Here is a 17821-nt window from a genome sequence, read left to right on the forward strand (position 1 = left end):
GTATTCCATGGCGTTGGATTTCGAGCAGCCGTTTACGGAGCGCACTCCGCGCGTGGTCAATGCGGGGAAATTGAAGCGGGCACAAGCTCGTCGTAAAGCAAAGGCTTTCTTGGCGGAAGGAGAGAACGCTGTGGAAGCCGCCGTCGCAACAGGCGCGGCAACCGACCTCTTCGTTACCGAAGCTGCTGCCGAGCGCTTCGAGGAGATCGTGCGGGCGGCGGGCTACATGGACGTCTACACGCACGCGATCACCCAGCGGGCGGCTGAGTCGCTCGCGGACGCGGTGACCTCCACCGGCATCTTTGCAGTCTGCCGCCCGGTGCTGTGGACGGTGCCGAAGATCATGAAAGGCCGGCCGAAGTTGGTGGCGGTGTGCGTGGAAACGAACGATCCGGGCAACGCTGGCACGATCATCCGCATTGCGGACGCAGTGGGGGCGGACGCCGTGATCTTCGCGGGCGACACCGTCGACCCGGAGGCGCCGAAAGTGGTGCGCTCGACTGCGGGCTCGTTGTTTCACATCCCCGTGGCGCGCGACCGCGACGTCCGCCGGGTGATTGGCCAGCTCGAAGACGCCGGGCTGTCCACCTTCGCCACCACGATGAACGGCGAGGTGACCCTGGCGCAGCCGGGGGAGACGCTCGCGCAGCCGACCGCCTGGCTGTTTGGCAACGAGGCGCACGGGCTTGACGACGATATCCTTGCGGCCGCCGACCATCGCGTGTCCATCCCCATCCAGGGCAGCGCGGAATCGCTGAACCTCGCTACTGCGGCGTCGATTTGTCTGTGGGAGTCGTCGAAGGCGCTTGCCGAGGATTAGGCACCCGGCGGGACGGGCGCACCGTTCGGCGGGTTTCCCTCGGGAGGAGTGCCTCCCGGGCCGCCAGGGCCGCCAGGTCCCCCAGGGCCGTCAGGTCCACTGCCCATGCCGGGCGCAGCGCCGCCGCCAGAGTTCGGCGTCGTGGTGTCGATGGGCACGGAGAGGGTCGCGTTGTAGCCAGATTGGATGTCGCCGGACACCTCAGGGGTCTGCTGCTCCCAGCCGTCGCTGAAGATGTTGTCGGTATCTAGCGTGATTCGGCCAAACGGCGTCACGGAGTCGGTGTAATTGTCGGTTTGGTACACCGCGTCGCACGTCCACGGAGGGGAATACCTCGAAGTGGATGTGGGGCCAGCGACCTTCGTAGCACCCGGGGATGATCGTCGTGAACTCCACGGACCCGTCATCGCCAGTGACCTGCACGCCGCGCAGGTACGTCTCGTTTTCCAGACCGGATGAATACATGGAGTAGCGGCCAGCAGCGTCGCAATGCCAGATGTAGACGGCTGCGCCCACCATCGGGGAGTTGTTTTCGACCATGTCGACGATGTTCATTTTCAACTTCAACGGCACACCGCTTGCCGTGGAGCCGCCACCGATAGAGCCACGGATGTCGCTGCGCTCAACGCCAACTTTTTCCAACACGTCGGGCCCGTTGGAGCCGTCGCCCGGGTACGGTCCGGCCGTCTCTGTGTTCATCTCTGTGAGCTGCTCGGTTCTGCTGCTCGGCGCTGCGGATGACGCGCTTGTCGTGGATGACGTGCTCGGGGCGCATGCCGCAAGGGCAGCGGTTCCGACACCCAGCCCGAAAATTCCCAGCAGCTTGCGCCTGGAGAGGCGATTTTCAATCGTGGCCATGTCGAAGATCAGGCCTTGGTCTTCGGGATCCTCTGCCTGGTTTGGCAGCACACGGCCCTCGAATGATTTCGGCGCTTCGTTCGCACCATTCACTGTGTTGTTGTCACGGGTGCCCACTTGCAATGTCCTTCTCTGATTTGGGCGGTGCCGGGAATGTCTTGTCCCTTGCGGGATACCGGCAAAAGCACGATAAGAAACGAACCTGGATTGGCGGCACCTTTCGGCCCCGCAACACGTATGAGATGACCAAGGTTCGGCATCGCTTTAGCTGTGAGGCGGCTGTGTGAGATCGCTTCAGGGGGCGCGGGGGCGCGCAGGTATGCTTGTCACCGTTTTATGTCGCTGCCGGTAAAGAAAGGTGCGGGTGTGCAGTGAGCACCGAAATTGAACTGACCGAAGAAGCCCTGAACAAGGCTGCAGACGAGGCGATCGCCGCTTTTGAGGCAGCCGAAGACCTCGCCGCGCTGGAGGAAGCGCACCGCGCGCATCTCGGGGAAAAGGCGCCGATTCTGCAGGCCCGTCGTGCGCTGGGATCGCTGCCGAAAGATCAGCGAAAGGATGCCGGCCGGTTTGTGAACATGGCCCGCGGGCGCGCGGAAAAGGCGTACAGCCAGCTTCGCGTGCAGCGCGAAGCCGAGCATCGTGAGCGCCAGCTGCGCGAGGAAAAGGTCGACGTCACGCTGCCGACTGCCCGCACCCAGGCCGGTGCGATGCACCCGATTACCACGCTGTCCGAGCACATTGCGGACATCTTCATCGGCATGGGCTGGGAAGTCGCCGAAGGCCCGGAGGTGGAGGCGGAGTACTTCAACTTCGACGCGCTGAATTTCATCCCGGACCACCCGGCCCGCACGCTGCAGGACACCTTCTACATCGGCGAGGAGGGCTCGAAGCAGGTCATGCGCACCCACACCTCGCCGGTGCAGGTGCGCACGATGCTCGAGCGCGATGTGCCGATCTACATTGCCTGCCCGGGGCGCGTGTTCCGCACCGATGAGCTGGATGCCACCCACACCCCGGTGTTCCACCAGGTAGAGGGCCTCGCCGTGGATAAGGGGCTGACCATGGCGCACCTGCGCGGCACGCTCGACCACCTGGCCAAGGTGCTCTTCGGCCCTGAGACGAAGACGCGCATGCGCACCAACTACTTCCCGTTTACGGAGCCGTCCGCGGAGGTGGACGTCTGGTTCCCCAACAAGAAGGGCGGCGCTGGCTGGATCGAGTGGGGCGGCTGCGGCATGGTCAACCCGAACGTGCTGCGTGCCGTCGGTATCGATCCGGAGGAGTACTCCGGTTTCGCCTTCGGCATGGGCCTGGAGCGCACCTTGCAGTTTCGCAACGGCCTTTCGGACATGCGCGACATGGTCGAAGGCGACGTCCGTTTCACCATTCCGTTCGGCGTGCAGGCATAGGGAGGACCAGCAATGCTTATTTCTAAAAATTGGATCGTCCGTCTGCTGCAGAACGCAGGCAACGCAGACTTCAACCCCACGGACGAGGAGCTGGACGCGGGCTTTGTGCGCGTCGGTTTCGAAACCGAGGGCTACCAGCCGCTGCCGGAGATCACTGGCCCGCTGGTCATCGGCCGCGTGGCCGAGATCGAAGAGCTGACCGGGTATAAGAAGCCGATTCGGTACTGCCAGGTAGATGTGGGAGACGCCAACGGCACCGGCGAGCCGCAGGGCATCATCTGCGGCGCCCGCAACTTCGAAGAAGGCGACCTGGTGGTTGTCTCCCTGCCCGGTGCCGTGCTGCCGGGCGGTTTCGAAATCTCGGCGCGAAAGACCTACGACCACATCTCCAACGGCATGATGGCGTCTGCTGCCGAGCTGGGGCTCGCCGCAAAGAGCGACGGCATCATCACACTGCACAGCGGGGCTGCCACCCCCGGCCAGGACGCGCGCGAAATTCTGGGCTCGGATGACACCGTCTTCGACGTCAACGTCACCCCGGACCGCGGCTACGCCCTGTCGGCCCGCGGCCTGACGCGCGAGATCGCCTCCGCGTTCGACCTCGAATTCACCGATGTCGCCCAAGAGCCGTCCATCGCCAGCATCGACGTCTCCGGCGTTCCCGCGGCAGAGGGGGAGACCATTGCGGTGACCGTGGAGGAATCCACCAAGGCGAAGCGTTTCGGCGTGCGCACCGTCGAGGGCATCGACCCGAAGGCGAGCACGCCGTTCTGGATGCAGCGCGAACTCATGCTGGCGGGCGTGCGCTCCGTCAACGCCGCAACGGACGTGACCAACTACGTCATGCTGCTCACCGGCCAGCCGATGCACGCTTTCGACGCCGACAAGATCACTGGCGGGCTGCGCGTGCACACCGCCGCCGAGGGCGAGAAGTTTGAGACGCTGGACCACGTCGAGCGCACGCTGAGCGCGCAAGATGTTGTCATCAGCGACGACAACGGCATCCAGTCCCTGGCCGGTGTGATGGGCGGAACCACCTCCGAGATCTCCGACGAGACGGTCACCGTCCACTTTGAGGCTGCCACCTGGGACCAGCTGACCGTGGCGCGCACTGCTCGCCGGCTGAAGCTCAGCTCCGAGGCCTCCCGCCGCTTCGAGCGCGGCGTGGACCCGCAGCTGGTGGAAGCCGCGCTCGATATCGCGTGTGCGCTGCTGGTCAGCATCGCCGGTGGCACGATCAGCGCGGGCAGGACGCTTGTCGGTGGCATCGTCAAGCCTGACGCGATTGCGATGCGCGCATCCCGTCCGTCTGAGCTCATAGGCGTGGACTACGCGCGCGAGACGGTGCTGCGCCGCCTGCAGGAGGTCGGTTGCGAGGTCGCCGGCGACGGCGACGAGCTGCAGGTCACGCCGCCGACGTGGCGCACGGACATCACCGTTCCGGTGGAACTGGTTGAAGAGGTCGTGCGCCTGGAAGGTCTGGACGCCATCCCGTCGATCCTGCCCACCCCGCGCGGCGGCCGCGGTTTGAGCCCGCTGCAGCGTCGCCGACGTGCGGTGACCCACGCGTTGGCGTACTCCGGATACGCGGAGATCATCCCCACGCCGTTTATCGCCAACGACACCTTCGATACCTGGGGCCTGGACGCGGACGACGCTCGCCGCAACACCGTCAAGGTGCAAAACCCGCTGGATGCGGACTACGCCATCCTGGGTACGACGCTCCTGCCGCCGATGCTCGAGGCAGTTGGCCGCAACGTTGCGCGCGGGCGCGGCGACGTAGCGATCTACTCGGTGGCCCAGACGTCGGAGAAGCGCGCGGACGTCTCGCCGCTTCCAGACGTGGCGCAGCGTCCGGCGGACGAGGTCATCACCGAGCTGATCGAGTCGCTGCCCACGCAGCACCTGCACGCAGCGACCGTGGCCCTGGGCAACGCCGAGCTGGAAGGCCCGTGGGGCAAGGGCCGCGCATACGAGTGGTCGGATGCCATCGAGGCCGCCCAGACCGTCGCTCGTGCGTGCGGCGTGGACTTGGATGTCGAGTCCGCCGAATACCTCCCGTGGCACCCGGGCCGCTGCGCAGCGCTGAAGTTGGATGGTGAGGTTGTCGGCCACGCCGGCGAGCTGCACCCGCAGATCTTGGAGAAGCTGGGCCTGCCGGCGCGCACCTGCGCGATGGAGATCGACCTCACCGCCATCCCGCTGGCTGAACGGCTGCCGGCGCCCCGCCTGTCTGCGTTCCCGCTGCTGAACCAGGACATCGCGTTGGTGGTGGACGAGGCTGTGGCGGCCGAGGACGTGCGCCGCGTGGTCCAGGAAGGCGCGGGTGAGCTCGTTGAGGCAGTGACGCTTTTCGACGTCTACCGTTCCGACGCCTTGGGTGAAGGCAAGAAGTCGCTTGCTTTCGGCCTGGCCTTCCGCGCACCGGACCGCACGCTGACCGAGGAGGAAGCCTCCGAGGCGCGCATGAAGGCGGCGGAGTTGGCCAAGGAACGCTTCGGGGCAGAAATGCGCGGCTAAAATTTTTTGCATGAATAACTTCCAGCCGACTGCATAACTGTTACACTGACAGCTATGTCAGTCGGCAAAGTTGTCAAGGTCGCAGTGGCGGGAGCCACCGGGTACGCAGGCGGTGAGATCCTCCGCCTGCTGCTCGGCCACCCGTGCTACCAGGCGGGCGAGCTGGAAATTGGCGCGCTCACGGGCGCATCCAATGCTGGGCAGAGCGTCGGCGAGCTCATGCCGCACCTGCCGGAGCTTGCGCAGCGCACTATCCAGCCCACCACAATCGAGGTGCTCGAGGGTCACGACGTCGTCTTCCTCGGCTTGCCGCACGGACACTCCGCGGCCATCGGTGCGGCGCTGCCCGACAGCGTCACCGTGATCGACTGCGCCGCGGATTTTCGGCTGCGCAGCGCCATGGCGTGGCAGCACTACTACGGCACCGACCATGCCGGTGCCTGGCCGTACGGCCTGCCTGAATTGCCGGGGCACCGCGCGGCCGTGGCGCAGTCCAACCGCATCGCCGTACCCGGGTGCTTTCCAACGGGTGCAACACTTGCCGCATGGCCCGCGCTGCAGGCCGGCGTGGTCGAACCGGACTTGACCGTCGTGGCCGTCACCGGCGTATCCGGGGCCGGCAAGAAGGCCAAGGTGGACATGCTCGGCGCGGAGACGATGGGCTCGCTGAAGGCCTATAGCGTCGCTGGCGCCCACCGGCACACCCCGGAAATCAAGCAGAACCTCGAAGAGGTCGCGGCCGGTGAGGTCACCGTGAGCTTTAGCCCGGTGCTGGCTCCGCTGCCGCGCGGCATCCTCACCACGGTCACCGCACCGCTGGTTGAGGGGGTCTCGGCGCAAGACGTGCGCGCCGCCTATGAACAGGCGTACGCGGACGAGCAGTTCGTGCACCTGTTGCCCGCCGGCCAGCAGCCGCAAACCCAACACGTGGTGGGCTCAAACATGTGCCACCTCCAAGTGGAGGTGGATGAGGCAGCCCGCAAGGTGGTGGCCATCAGCGCCATCGACAACCTGACTAAGGGCACCGGCGGGGCGGCGGTGCAGTGCATGAACCTCGCGCTTGGTCTGGATGAGGGGGCGGGACTGCCTCGAGCCGCGGTGGCTCCGTAACCGCCAGCTCGACATCCCACGCAACCCCCTCATTTCCTGGAAGGACCACTCAACATGAGCACAATTGGAGTCACCGCCCCCCAAGGCTTTACTGCCGCCGCAACGAAGGCGGGCATCAAACCATCGGGCAAACCGGATCTCGCCGTGGTAGTCAACGAAGGACCGGACTCCAGCGCCGCGGCCGTGTTCACCCGCAATAAAGTCTTCGCCGCGCCGGTGAAGGTCAGCCGCGCAGCCGTGGCTGACGGTGCGCTCAAGGCCGTGGTGTTCAACTCCGGCAACGCCAACGCCTGCACTGGTCAGCAGGGGCTGCATGACGCGCAAACTATGCAGCGGTTGACCGCCGAAGGCATTGGGGCTGCCCCGGCTGAAGTGGCGGTGTGCTCCACCGGCATCATCGGTGATGCGCTGCCGATGGAAACGGTGCAAAACGGAATCGAAGACGTGGTCAAGCATCTCGGCGACTTCGGCGCGGACGCCGCAACGGCCATCATGACCACCGACACCGTCACCAAGGAAGTGTTGGTCAAGGGCGAAGGCTGGACACTCGGAGGGATGGGGAAGGGCGTCGGCATGATGGCGCCGTCGCTGGCGACGATGCTGGTCTGCCTGACCACGGACGCGAAGGTAGACAGCACAGCGCTGCAGACTGCGCTTGAGCGGGCCACCGCAACCACCTTCGACACCCTCGACATCGACGGCTCGACCTCAACCAACGACACCGTCATCCTGATGGCCAGCGGAGCAAGCGGCGTGACACCGGACCAAGACGAATTGGACGCTGCAGTGCACCAGGCGTGTGCCGAGCTCGCCGCGATGATGCAATCCGACGCGGAGGGCGTGACCAAACGCGTGTCCATCAGCGTCGAAGGCGCCGCGGATAATGCACAGGCACTCAACGCCGCACGCACGATCGGGCGCGACAGCCTGGTCAAAACTGCGATGTTCGGCTCCGACGCGAACTGGGGCCGCGTGCTTGCAGCCGTGGGCATGGCCGAGGCGGAAATGGATGCGGACAACATCTCGGTGACCTTCAACGGCCAGACGGTCTGCGAAAGCTCTACGGGCGCACCAGGCGCGCGGGAGGTGGACCTCACCGGCGCGGACATCGAGGTTGTCGTCGACCTCGGCACCGGCGGGGAGGGGAGAGCGACGGTGCGCACCACCGACCTGTCCCACGCCTACGTCGAGATCAACTCGGCCTACACAAGCTAGGGAGGTGTCTGAACCGTGATGGCGAATCTGAACAGCGAGCAGCGTGCCACCGTCCTGGCGGAGGCGCTGCCGTGGTTGCAGCACTACCGCGACAAGATCGTGGTGGTCAAATACGGCGGCAACGCCATGGTCGATGAGGGCTTGAAGGCCGCTTTCGCCGCCGACATGGTGTTTCTGCGCACCGTCGGCGCCAAGCCGGTGGTCGTACATGGCGGCGGGCCGCAGATCAGCGCCATGCTGGCGCGTTTGGGCTTGGATGGCGGCGAGTTCGTCGGCGGGTTCCGGGTGACTACCCCGGAGATCCTCGACGTGGTGCGTATGGTGCTCTTCGGCCAGGTGGGCCGCGACCTGCTGGGCAAAATCAATTCCCACGGGCCGTATGCCGTGGGTACCTCGGGCGAGGACGCCGGGCTGTTTACCGCCCGCCGCCGCACCGTCGAAGTCGATGGGCAGCCCCAGGACATCGGCCTGGTGGGCACGATCACAGACGTCAATCCAGCGGCGGTGATGGACATCATCGAGGCCGGGCGCATCCCGGTGGTCTCCGGCATTGCGCCGGGGACAAACGGCGAGGTCTACAACATCAACGCCGACGAGGCCGCCGGCGCACTCGCGGCGGCGATCGGGGCTGAGCGCCTAGTCGTGCTCACCAACGTGGAGGGCCTGTACACGGATTGGCCGAACAAGGACTCCCTGCTGTCCAAGATCGAGGCGGGAGAGCTGGCCAAGATGCTGCCCGGGCTGGACTCCGGAATGATCCCGAAGATGCAGGCGTGCCTGCAGGCGGTTGAAGGCGGGGTGAAAGCGGCGCACGTGATCGACGGCCGGGTTGCCCACTCTGTGCTGCTCGAGCTTTTGACCATGGGCGGAGTGGGCACCATGGTGCTGCCGGACGATTACGACCGAGCGCAGTACCCGGACGGCACAATCTTTAGAAAGGACGACGCATGAGCGACTTTTCCTCGCGCTGGTCCAGCGCACTGTTAGAGACATACCCGGTGCCGCCGGTGGAACTGGTCTCCGGCTCCGGCGCCACCGTGACCGACACCGACGGCACCACCTACATCGACATGCTCGCCGGCATCGCGGTTAACGCGCTGGGGCACGCGCACCCGGCGATAGTGGAAGCGGTGAGTGCGCAGGTGGGCACCCTCGGGCACGTGTCCAACCTATTCGGCTCCCAGCCCGTGGTCGACGTCGCGGAAGCGCTGCGCGAGCGTGTCGGCGACGAGACCGCACGGGTGTTTTTCTGCAACTCCGGTTCCGAGGCCAACGAGGCCGCGTTCAAGCTGGCCCGGCTGACAGGACGGCGCCGCATCCTCGCCGCCGAGCGCGGGTTCCACGGCCGCACGATGGGTTCGCTCGCGCTGACCGGCCAGCCCGACAAGCGCGCGCCGTTTGAACCGCTGCCAGCTGGCGTGGAGTACTTCCCCTACGGCGACACCGAGGCACTGCGCGCGCTTGTGCAGCACGACCCGGGCAACACCGCCGCGATCATCGTGGAGCCCATCCAGGGCGAAACGGGCGTGATCCCCGCGCCGGAGGGCGTCCTCCGGGCGGTGCGCGAGCTGTGCGACGAGCACGGCATCCTCATGGTCGTCGACGAGGTCCAGACCGGCGTCGGCCGCACCGGAGACTTCTTCGCGTTCCAACACGAAGGCGTCGTGCCGGATGTGATCACTATGGCGAAAGGTCTCGGCGGGGGCCTGCCCATCGGCGCAACCATCGCCCGGGGTAAGGCGGCCACACTGTTCACCCCGGGCAGCCACGGCACCACCTTCGGCGGCAACCCGGTCGCCTGCGCCGCTGCCCGCGCTGTGCTCGGCACCATCGACGAGGCGTTTCTCGCCGAGGTGCGGCGCAAGGGTCAATTGCTTTGCGACGCAGCTTCGCGCCTGCCCGGCGTCCAGGAAGTGCGCGGGCGCGGCCTGATGGTGGGCGTGGTGTTGGACGCGGCGGTAGCGAAGCTCGTCGTCAAGCAGGGGCTCGAGCGGCACGTGATCCTCAACGCCCCGTCCGACAACGTCATCCGCCTCACGCCGCCGCTGGTGATCAGCGATGATGAGATCGCCCAGGCGGTCGAGCGTCTCGGCGGTGCGATTGAAGCAGCGAAAGAAAGGAGCTAGCAGCATGGTCCGACACTTCCTCGCGGACGACGACCTGACCCCTGCCGAGCAAGCCGAGGTCCTCGCGCTCGCGGCCGAGCTCAAGCGCGACCCGTTCTCACACCGGCCGCTGGAGGGGCCGAAATCGGTGGCCGTCTTGTTCGACAAAACCTCCACCCGCACCCGCTATTCCTTCGACGCGGGCATCGCCCAGCTCGGCGGACACGCGATTGTCACGGAAAGCGGCAACTCGCAGATGGGAGCGAAGGAGAGCTACCAGGACACCGGGGCGGTGCTGTCGCGCTTCGTCGAAGCGATCGTGTGGCGCACCTACGAACACCAGAACTTTCTGGACATGGCGCAGACCGCCACGGTGCCGATCATCAACGCGCTTTCGGACGATTTGCACCCCTGCCAGATCCTGGCTGACCTGCAAACCGTGGTGGAGAACTTCTGCCCGGAGCAGGGCCCGGACGGGCTGAAGGGGCTGAAAGCCGTCTACCTCGGCGACGGCGACAACAACATGGCCAACTCCTACCTGATCGGCTTTGCAACCGCCGGGGTGGACATCACCGTCATCGCGCCGGAGGGCTTCCAGCCGCGCGAAGAGTTCGTCGCCCGCGCCCGCAGCCGCGCCGAAGAAACTGGGGCGACGGTTGAGGTGACGGCCGACGTTTCGGCCGCGGAAGGCGCGCACGTGGTCATTACGGACACCTGGGTTTCGATGGGCATGGAGGAAGACGGCAAGGACCGTCGGACGCCATTTCTGCCGTACCAGGTGGACGCGGACCTGATGTCGCGCGCGGCGGAGGATGCCATATTCTTGCATTGCCTTCCCGCGTACCGCGGGAACGAAGTCGCAGCGGAGGTCATCGACGGCCCGCGCTCACGCGTCTTCGACGAAGCGGAAAACCGCCTGCACGCCCAAAAAGCGTTGCTGGCCTGGCTTTTGGAGCACCAAGCATGACCCAACCTGTATCCCGCACCGCGCGGCAGGCGAGAATCCTCGAGCTGCTCGAACACACCCGCGTGTCCTCCCAGGTGCAGCTCTCAGAGCTCCTGTTGGACGAGGGCATCGACATCACCCAGGCCACGCTTTCGCGCGACCTGGACGAACTCGGCGCGAAGAAGGTCCGGCCTCGCGCCGGCGGACGCGCCTACTACACCGTCGGCGGCGAGGCGGAATCGCTCGAAGCGGCGCACTCGGGCCCGCGCGAGAAGCTGCGCCGGATGATTGAGGAGCTGGTTGTGTCGGTGGACCACTCCGGCAACACCGTAGTGCTGCGCACTCCGCCAGGGGCGGCGCAATACTTGGCCAGCTACATTGACCGAGTAGGCCTCGACCAGGTTGTCGGCTGCATCGCCGGCGACGACACCGTGTTCGTGCTTGCACGCGAGCCGCTCACGGGCAAGGACCTGGCGCACCAGCTGTTCGGTCTGAAGGAATCCCTCGGCGAATAGCCGTTGAACACCCCCAAATAACTCAAACGAAATTTTGAAGGAGTTTTTCTCATGACTAACCGCGTTGTGCTCGCGTACTCGGGCGGCCTGGACACCTCCGTGGCTATCCCTTACCTCGGCGAGATGACCGGCGGCGAGGTTATCGCCGTCTCGCTCGACCTGGGGCAGGGCGGCGAGGACATGGAGTCCGTGCGTCAGCGCGCCCTGGACTGCGGCGCCGTGGAGTCCATCGTGGTGGACGCCAAGGACGAGTTCGCCGAGGACTACTGCCTGCCCACCATCAAGGCCAACGGCATGTACCAGGGTGAATACCCGCTGGTCTCCGCGATTTCCCGCCCGTTGATTGTCAAGCACCTGGTGGAGGCCGGCCACAAGTACGGCGGCACCCACGTCGCCCACGGCTGCACCGGCAAGGGCAACGACCAGGTGCGCTTCGAGGTCGGCTTCCTCAACCAGGACCCGGATCTGGAGATCATCGCCCCGGCGCGCGATTACGCCTGGACCCGCGACAAGGCCATCGAGTACGCCGAGGGCAAGGACCTGCCCATCGAGCAGTCTGCGGCGTCGCCGTTTTCCATCGACCAGAACGTCTGGGGCCGCGCGGTTGAGACCGGCTTCTTGGAGGACCTGTGGAACCCGCCGACAAAGGACCTCTACGCCTACACCGAGGATCCGGCGCTGGGCAACGCGCCGGACGAGGTGATCATCTCGTTTGAGGCGGGCAAGCCGGTGGCCATCGACGGCCGCAAGGTCAGCGTCCTGGAAGCAATCGAGGAGATGAACCGCCGCGCCGGCGCCCAGGGCATCGGCCGCCTGGACATGGTGGAGGACCGCCTCGTGGGCATCAAGTCCCGCGAGGTGTACGAGGCCCCGGGCGCGGTCGCGCTGATCACCGCGCACAAGGCTCTGGAGGACGTCACTGTCGAGCGCGAGCTGGCCCGCTACAAGCGCCTCATCGATGCACGCTGGTCCGAGGAGGTCTACGACGGCCTGTGGTTCGGTCCGCTGAAGCGCTCCCTGGACGCGTTCATCGAATCCACCCAGGAGCACGTCACCGGCGACATCCGCATGGTGCTGCACGCGGGTACGTGCACCGTCAACGGGCGTCGTTCCAACCACTCGCTCTACGACTTCAACCTGGCCACCTACGACACCGGCGATTCCTTCGACCAGACCCTGGCCAAGGGCTTTGTGCGCCTGCACGGCCTGTCCTCTCAGATCGCCAACAAGCGCGACCGGGCGGCTGCCACCGACCAGGAGAAGTAGGAATGCAACAGCACAAAACCAACGAGGGCGCGCTGTGGGGCGGCCGGTTTGCGGGCGGGCCGTCCGAAGCCATGTTCGCCCTTTCGGTCTCCACCCACTTCGACTGGGTGCTCGCCCCCTACGACGTGCTCGCTTCCAAGGCGCACGCCAAGGTGCTCAATAGGGCAGGGCTGCTTAGCGACGAAGACCTGACGGTCATGCTCGACGGCCTGGACCAGCTGGGCCGCGACGTCGCCGACGGCACGTTTCGCCCCGAGCCCACCGACGAGGACGTCCACGGCGCGATGGAACGCGGCCTGATCGACCGCGTCGGCCCGGAAGTCGGCGGTCGTCTGCGCGCGGGACGCTCCCGCAACGACCAGGTCGCCGCGATGTTCCGCATGTGGCTTCGCGATGCACTTCGCGGTGTTGCGCAGGACGTGTCCGACCTGGTCGACGCGATTGTGGAGCAGGCCGAGGCGCACCCGGACGCGATCATGCCGGGCAAGACCCACTTCCAGGCGGCGCAGCCGATCCTGCTGGCGCACTCGCTGCTGGCTCACGCCCAGCCGCTGCTGCGCGACCTCGAGCGCATCCAGGACGCGGACAAGCGCCTCGCGGTCTCGCCGTACGGCTCCGGTGCGCTGGCAGGCTCGTCGCTGCACTTAGACCCGGAGGCGATCGCGGAGGAGCTCGGTTTCGACTCCGCCACGGACAACTCCCTCGACGGCACCGCCTCGCGGGATTTCGCCGCCGAGGCGGCCTACGTGCTGGCGCAGATCGCCATCGACGTGTCCCGTTTCGCTGAGGAGATCATCGCCTGGTCCACCCCGGAATTCGGCTACGTCACTTTGCACGATGCGTGGTCCACAGGGTCGTCAATTATGCCGCAGAAGAAGAACCCGGACGTGCCCGAGCTCGCTCGCGGCAAGGCCGGGCGCCTCATCGGTAACCTCACCGGCCTGTTGGCCACGCTCAAGGCGATGCCGCTGGCGTACAACCGCGACCTGCAGGAGGACAAGGAGCCGCTGGTGGACTCCGTCACTCAGCTGTCCATCCTGCTGCCGGCCTTCACCGGCCTCGTCTCGACGCTTTCATTCCACGAGGACCGGATGCGCGAGCTCGCCCCGGCCGGCTTCACGCTGGCGACCGACCTCGCGGAGTGGATGGTGCGCGAAGGCGTGCCGTTCCGTGAGGCGCACGAGGCATCCGGCGCCTGTGTCCGCATCGCAGAATCCCGTGGCGTAGATCTCGTTGACTTGACGGATGAGGAACTGGCAAGCGTCGATAAGCGCCTGCGCCCGGAAGTGCGCGAAGTGCTCACCGTCGACGGCGCAGTCGCCTCCCGCGACACCCGCGGCGGCACCGCTCGACCGCGCGTGGAAGAGCAGCGCGAGCGGGTGCGCGAGGCGAACGCGGCGTACCGGAAGTGGGCTCAAACGCCGGTGCGCGGGGAGTAGTTGCGCATTTGCGGCGCGCATGTCGGCTCCACCGTTTAGCATGTGAGATATGAGCGTGCCAAGCAGCCACGACGCCAAGCCCCGGGGACGGAAACTCTCCGTGGTGCTTGGCGTCATTCTTGTTGGGGTGGTTCTCGCCGCCGTGGCCATCGGACGGGGCATGCTGCTGCCGTTCGGCGGCGAGGACAGTGACGGATCCGATTTCGCCGCCGGTGGGAGACTGACGCAGCTGCACGGGGTGATCGGCTCCGAAAAACGCGGCTACTTCGAGGACCCGGACGTCACCGCCCGGTTAGCGGAGCTCGGCTACCGCGTGGATGTGACTACAGCCGGTTCCCGCCAGATTGCCACCACCACAGATACCGCGGAGCAGGACTTCGTCTTCCCGTCCTCGGCGCCGGCGACCCAAAAAGTGCGCGAACAGGGCAGCGGCTACTCGGTGGAGTACCCGTTTTTCACCCCGATGGCGGTGGCGAGCTGGAAGCCGATCGCCGATATCCTCGCCGCAGAGGGGGTTGTGACCGAACAAAACGGCGCATACACCCTGGATGTGAACGCGTACATGGACCTGGCGCGCTCCGGCAAGCGGTGGCGCGACCTGAGCGAGGCCTACCCGTCGCCACGCAATGTGCAAATCCGCTCCACCGACATCCGCACCTCGAACTCCGCAGCGATGTACCTGTCGCTGCTGGCGTGGGAGGTGGCGCAGCGCGAACCCGACCGGGGCAACGACACTGGATTCCTCGTCGACGAACTCGCCCCGTTTTTCACCAACCAGGGCTACAGCGAGTCCTCCTCGTCCGGGCCGTTTGCGGACTACCTCAGCCAGGGCATGGGCGCAGCGCCGATGGTGATGATCTACGAGTCGCAGTTTCTGGGCGAGCAGATGCGACCAAACTCGCGCATCCGCGACGACATGGTCCTGCTGCACCTGAGCCCGACCGTGCTGGCGAACCATGGTGTCGTCGGCATCAGCGATAACGGCAAGGAACTGGCCCGCCTGCTGGCCAACGACGAGCAGCTGCAGCAACTCGCCGCCCGCCACGGATTCCGCCCTGCCAACTCCGGCAGCCTGGCGCAGGAGATGCAAGACCATGGGCTGGACGCGCCCGCGGACTATGTCAATTCCATCGACCCGCCTTCCTACGACAGGCTTGAACAACTCATCGATAGCGTCGGGCAACGCTACGCCGGCGCACCCGCTCCGGCGAAAGGGGACGAACAGTGAAGCGGCTCTTCGCGGCGCTCGCCGCTCTTTTAACGTTGGCGCTCGCATCCTGCGTCTCGCTGGGCAGCGACGATAAAGATGCCACAGGTTCGACTGCAGCACCCGGTGAGCAGGCCGATTTGACCATCGTCGCTGCCACCGAGCTCAAGGACCTTGAAGGCCTCGTCGAACGCGCGGCGCAGGACCTCGGGTTTTCCATCGACATGCAGTTTCCCGGCGGCACCTTGGACAATTCGCAAGCGCTCAAACGCGGCGAGTTCGACGGGGAAGTAGACGCCACCTGGTTTGCCACCAATCGCTACGTCAACCTGATCGGGGCGACGGACAAGCTCGACGGGGAGACGAAAATAGCCACCAGCCCCGTCGCGTTCGGCGTCTGGGAGGAAAGCGCGAAGCGCCTCGGTTGGGACTCAAAGCAGCCCACGTGGGCAGAGTTCGCCCAGGCCGCGGAAGCGGGCGAGTTCACCTTCGGCATGACCAACCCGCAGGCGTCAAACTCCGGGTTCTCTGCGCTCGTCTCGGTTGCCACTGCGCTGGCGGACACAGGCAACGCCATCAGCGCCCAGGACTTGGAACTCGTTGGCCCGCGCCTGGCACAGCTGTTCCAGGCGCAGTCTATGGTCTCCGGATCATCGGGCTGGCTCGCGGAGGCATTTGTCAACGACCCGGGGCGTGCGGACGCGATTATCAACTACGAATCCACCTTGCACCAGCTGCGGGACCAGGGCAAACCCATTGAGGTTGTGGTGCCCGCCGACGGCGTGATCTCCGCTGACTACCCGCTGTCCGCTCTCGCGCAGCCGGCCGATGCGCAGGCACGGGATCGCGTCGCAAAGCTTGCAGACTGGCTGCTCGGGCACCAAGAAGAGCTTGCGCAAACGTTCCGCAGGCCAGTGGCGCCGGTGGACAACCTGCCTGCGGAAATTGCCGCCCAGCACGTCATCGAGCTGCCGTTTCCCGCGAACGAGGGCGTGGTCAACGAGCTGCTTTACGCCTACGACAACTCCTACCGCCAGCCCGGCACCACGACGTTTGTGCTGGACACTTCCGGCTCGATGGAAGGCGAGCGTCTGGCATCGCTTAAAGCCATCATGCATTCGCTTATCGACGGCTCCGCGTCCACCCTCACCGGAGACGTCTCACTGCGTGACAGGGAAAACGTCTCGCTGCAATCCTTCGACAGCAGACCCAACGACCCCGTCACAGTGCGCTTTTCCCGCGAAGACCCATCCAGCGCCGCGGAATTGAACGCGTACGTGGATGAGCTGCGCGCGAGCGGTTCAACTGCGATGTACCAGACACTGCTTGAGGCGTTGAAGAGCACGGATCCCGCCGGAGGAATCCCGTCGATAGTCCTGCTCAGCGACGGGCAAGATACCGCCGGCCCCCGCTTTTCCCAGTTCCGCGAGCAGTACGAGCAGCTGCCGGCCGCGCAACGGTCCATCCCAGTGTTCGTGATCTTGTACGGCGACGCGAGCGAAAGCGAGATGCGCGAGCTGGCGGAACTTACCGGCGGCGAGGTCTTCGATGCCCTCGGCGGCGACTTGGACCAGGCGTTTAAGGAGATCCGTGGATTCCAATAACCCCGTGAGCAGGTATTTCGCCTCGCGCAAGAACCAGGTGGGGCTAGTGCTTGCCATCCTCGTGGTGGTGCTGCACATCATTGTCGGCCTGGGCCTGTACTGGCCGGTGGCAGCGCTGGCGGCGTACGGCGCCGGAGCGGCACTGACCCCTGCGCGCAAGGCGGAGCAACTGCCGCCGGCGCCAGCTGAGCCGACCCAGGTGGTGCTGGATAAAGCGCTGCGGCAAACCTCCGTCAAACTCAGCAAGGCTCGGCCCCCGCGAGAGGTTTCGTCGCAGGCGTGGGCGATGGAGGAAAACGTCCGGTTCGTGCTCGCCGAGTGGGACCACCTCGAACCCACGCCGGAACACCGGCAGACCATTTGGAACCTGGTCCAGGTGTACTACCCGGAGGTCGTCGATACGTATCTTGACGCGCCGCAGTACCGCGACGACGCCGCGGTGCGTGTGGTCGTGGATTCGCTGAGCACGCTCACGCGCGCGGCCGGTCGAGTGCGGCAAGGCATTCTCGACGACAATCTGCGCGCAATGGACTCCCAGGCCCAGTTCTTGCGCCAGGAGCTGGGGGACTTGCCCGGACTCGACGACAGTTACCGCGACGGAAACGGGTACGATCCGAAACCATGAGTCTTGATCCGAAGCTTCTCGCAGTTCTCGCGTGCCCCAAGGACAAGGGCCCGCTGGAGTACGACCAGGAGCGGCAGCTGCTGGTCAACGAGCGCCTCGGCATCGCCTATCGCATTGACGACGGCATCCCGGTCCTGCTCATCGACGAAGCAGAGCCCTACACCCCGGCGAAGTAGAAA

General features: G+C 65.8%; 15 protein-coding genes and 1 pseudogene. 15 read left to right on the forward strand and 1 reads right to left on the reverse strand.

Translation table 11 applies throughout. From position 1 onward, the window contains the following. Positions 1-7 precede the first annotated feature (7 nt). The gene (locus CFOUR_RS05365; protein WP_085957900.1) at positions 8-820 is read left to right on the forward strand and encodes a TrmH family RNA methyltransferase; all 813 of its coding nucleotides are present in this window, start codon (positions 8-10) and stop codon (positions 818-820) included. Here CFOUR_RS05365 and CFOUR_RS05370 read toward each other — a convergent pair. Continuing rightward, positions 817-1678: pseudogene (locus CFOUR_RS05370) on the reverse strand (dioxygenase family protein). The gene CFOUR_RS05365 and the pseudogene CFOUR_RS05370 sit on opposite strands and share 4 nt — an antisense overlap. A gap of 371 nt (positions 1679-2049) precedes the next feature. On the opposite strand from CFOUR_RS05370, the gene pheS reads away from it, so the two are divergent. Genes pheS through CFOUR_RS05440 form a run of 14 tightly spaced genes read left to right on the forward strand, consistent with a single transcriptional unit; the run spans position 2050 to position 17818 of the window. Continuing rightward, a complete protein-coding gene (gene pheS, locus CFOUR_RS05375) occupies positions 2050-3090 on the forward strand; it encodes a phenylalanine--tRNA ligase subunit alpha (protein WP_085957901.1) in 1041 nt (346 codons plus the stop codon). Between the two features lie 12 nt (positions 3091-3102). Further along, positions 3103-5610: a phenylalanine--tRNA ligase subunit beta gene (gene pheT / locus CFOUR_RS05380; protein WP_290180202.1), complete on the forward strand. Its 2508-nt coding sequence runs from the start codon at positions 3103-3105 to the stop codon at positions 5608-5610. Positions 5611-5664: 54 nt separating this feature from the next. After that, the gene (argC, locus tag CFOUR_RS05385) at positions 5665-6720 is read left to right on the forward strand and encodes an N-acetyl-gamma-glutamyl-phosphate reductase (RefSeq protein WP_085957903.1); all 1056 of its coding nucleotides are present in this window, start codon (positions 5665-5667) and stop codon (positions 6718-6720) included. A gap of 54 nt (positions 6721-6774) precedes the next feature. Further along, positions 6775-7935 (forward strand): bifunctional glutamate N-acetyltransferase/amino-acid acetyltransferase ArgJ, encoded by a 1161-nt coding sequence (gene argJ / locus CFOUR_RS05390; RefSeq protein WP_085957904.1) that lies wholly within the window; start codon positions 6775-6777, stop codon positions 7933-7935. Positions 7936-7953: 18 nt separating this feature from the next. Continuing rightward, complete coding sequence (argB, locus tag CFOUR_RS05395; RefSeq protein WP_101706400.1) at positions 7954-8886, forward strand: acetylglutamate kinase; 933 nt, start codon at positions 7954-7956, stop codon at positions 8884-8886. After that, the gene (locus CFOUR_RS05400; RefSeq protein WP_085957906.1) at positions 8883-10061 is read left to right on the forward strand and encodes an acetylornithine transaminase; all 1179 of its coding nucleotides are present in this window, start codon (positions 8883-8885) and stop codon (positions 10059-10061) included. Before argB ends, CFOUR_RS05400 begins: the two co-directional genes overlap by 4 nt. A gap of 4 nt (positions 10062-10065) precedes the next feature. Next, positions 10066-11007 carry an ornithine carbamoyltransferase gene (argF, locus tag CFOUR_RS05405; protein WP_085957907.1) on the forward strand — a complete coding sequence of 314 codons (942 nt, stop codon included), beginning with the start codon at positions 10066-10068 and terminating at the stop codon, positions 11005-11007. Continuing rightward, positions 11004-11501 (forward strand): arginine repressor, encoded by a 498-nt coding sequence (locus tag CFOUR_RS05410; protein ID WP_085957908.1) that lies wholly within the window; start codon positions 11004-11006, stop codon positions 11499-11501. The genes argF and CFOUR_RS05410 overlap by 4 nt, the downstream gene beginning before the upstream one ends. Before the next feature lie 51 nt (positions 11502-11552). Beyond that, positions 11553-12767, forward strand: a complete 1215-nt coding sequence (locus tag CFOUR_RS05415) for an argininosuccinate synthase (RefSeq protein WP_085957909.1) — start codon at positions 11553-11555, stop codon at positions 12765-12767. Positions 12768-12769: 2 nt separating this feature from the next. Next, positions 12770-14206 (forward strand): argininosuccinate lyase, encoded by a 1437-nt coding sequence (argH, locus tag CFOUR_RS05420; protein ID WP_085957910.1) that lies wholly within the window; start codon positions 12770-12772, stop codon positions 14204-14206. 49 nt (positions 14207-14255) lie between these two features. Further along, positions 14256-15434, forward strand: a complete 1179-nt coding sequence (locus tag CFOUR_RS05425) for a hypothetical protein (RefSeq protein ID WP_085957911.1) — start codon at positions 14256-14258, stop codon at positions 15432-15434. Further along, the gene (locus tag CFOUR_RS05430; RefSeq protein ID WP_085957912.1) at positions 15431-17017 is read left to right on the forward strand and encodes a VWA domain-containing protein; all 1587 of its coding nucleotides are present in this window, start codon (positions 15431-15433) and stop codon (positions 17015-17017) included. Before CFOUR_RS05425 ends, CFOUR_RS05430 begins: the two co-directional genes overlap by 4 nt. Further along, positions 17004-17642 carry a hypothetical protein gene (locus CFOUR_RS05435; RefSeq protein WP_230471836.1) on the forward strand — a complete coding sequence of 213 codons (639 nt, stop codon included), beginning with the start codon at positions 17004-17006 and terminating at the stop codon, positions 17640-17642. The genes CFOUR_RS05430 and CFOUR_RS05435 overlap by 14 nt, the downstream gene beginning before the upstream one ends. Then, positions 17639-17818 carry a Trm112 family protein gene (locus CFOUR_RS05440; protein ID WP_085957914.1) on the forward strand — a complete coding sequence of 60 codons (180 nt, stop codon included), beginning with the start codon at positions 17639-17641 and terminating at the stop codon, positions 17816-17818. Before CFOUR_RS05435 ends, CFOUR_RS05440 begins: the two co-directional genes overlap by 4 nt. Positions 17819-17821: the final 3 nt, after the last annotated feature.

This window comes from Corynebacterium fournieri, from assembly GCF_030408775.1.
GTDB lineage: Bacteria > Actinomycetota > Actinomycetes > Mycobacteriales > Mycobacteriaceae > Corynebacterium > Corynebacterium fournieri.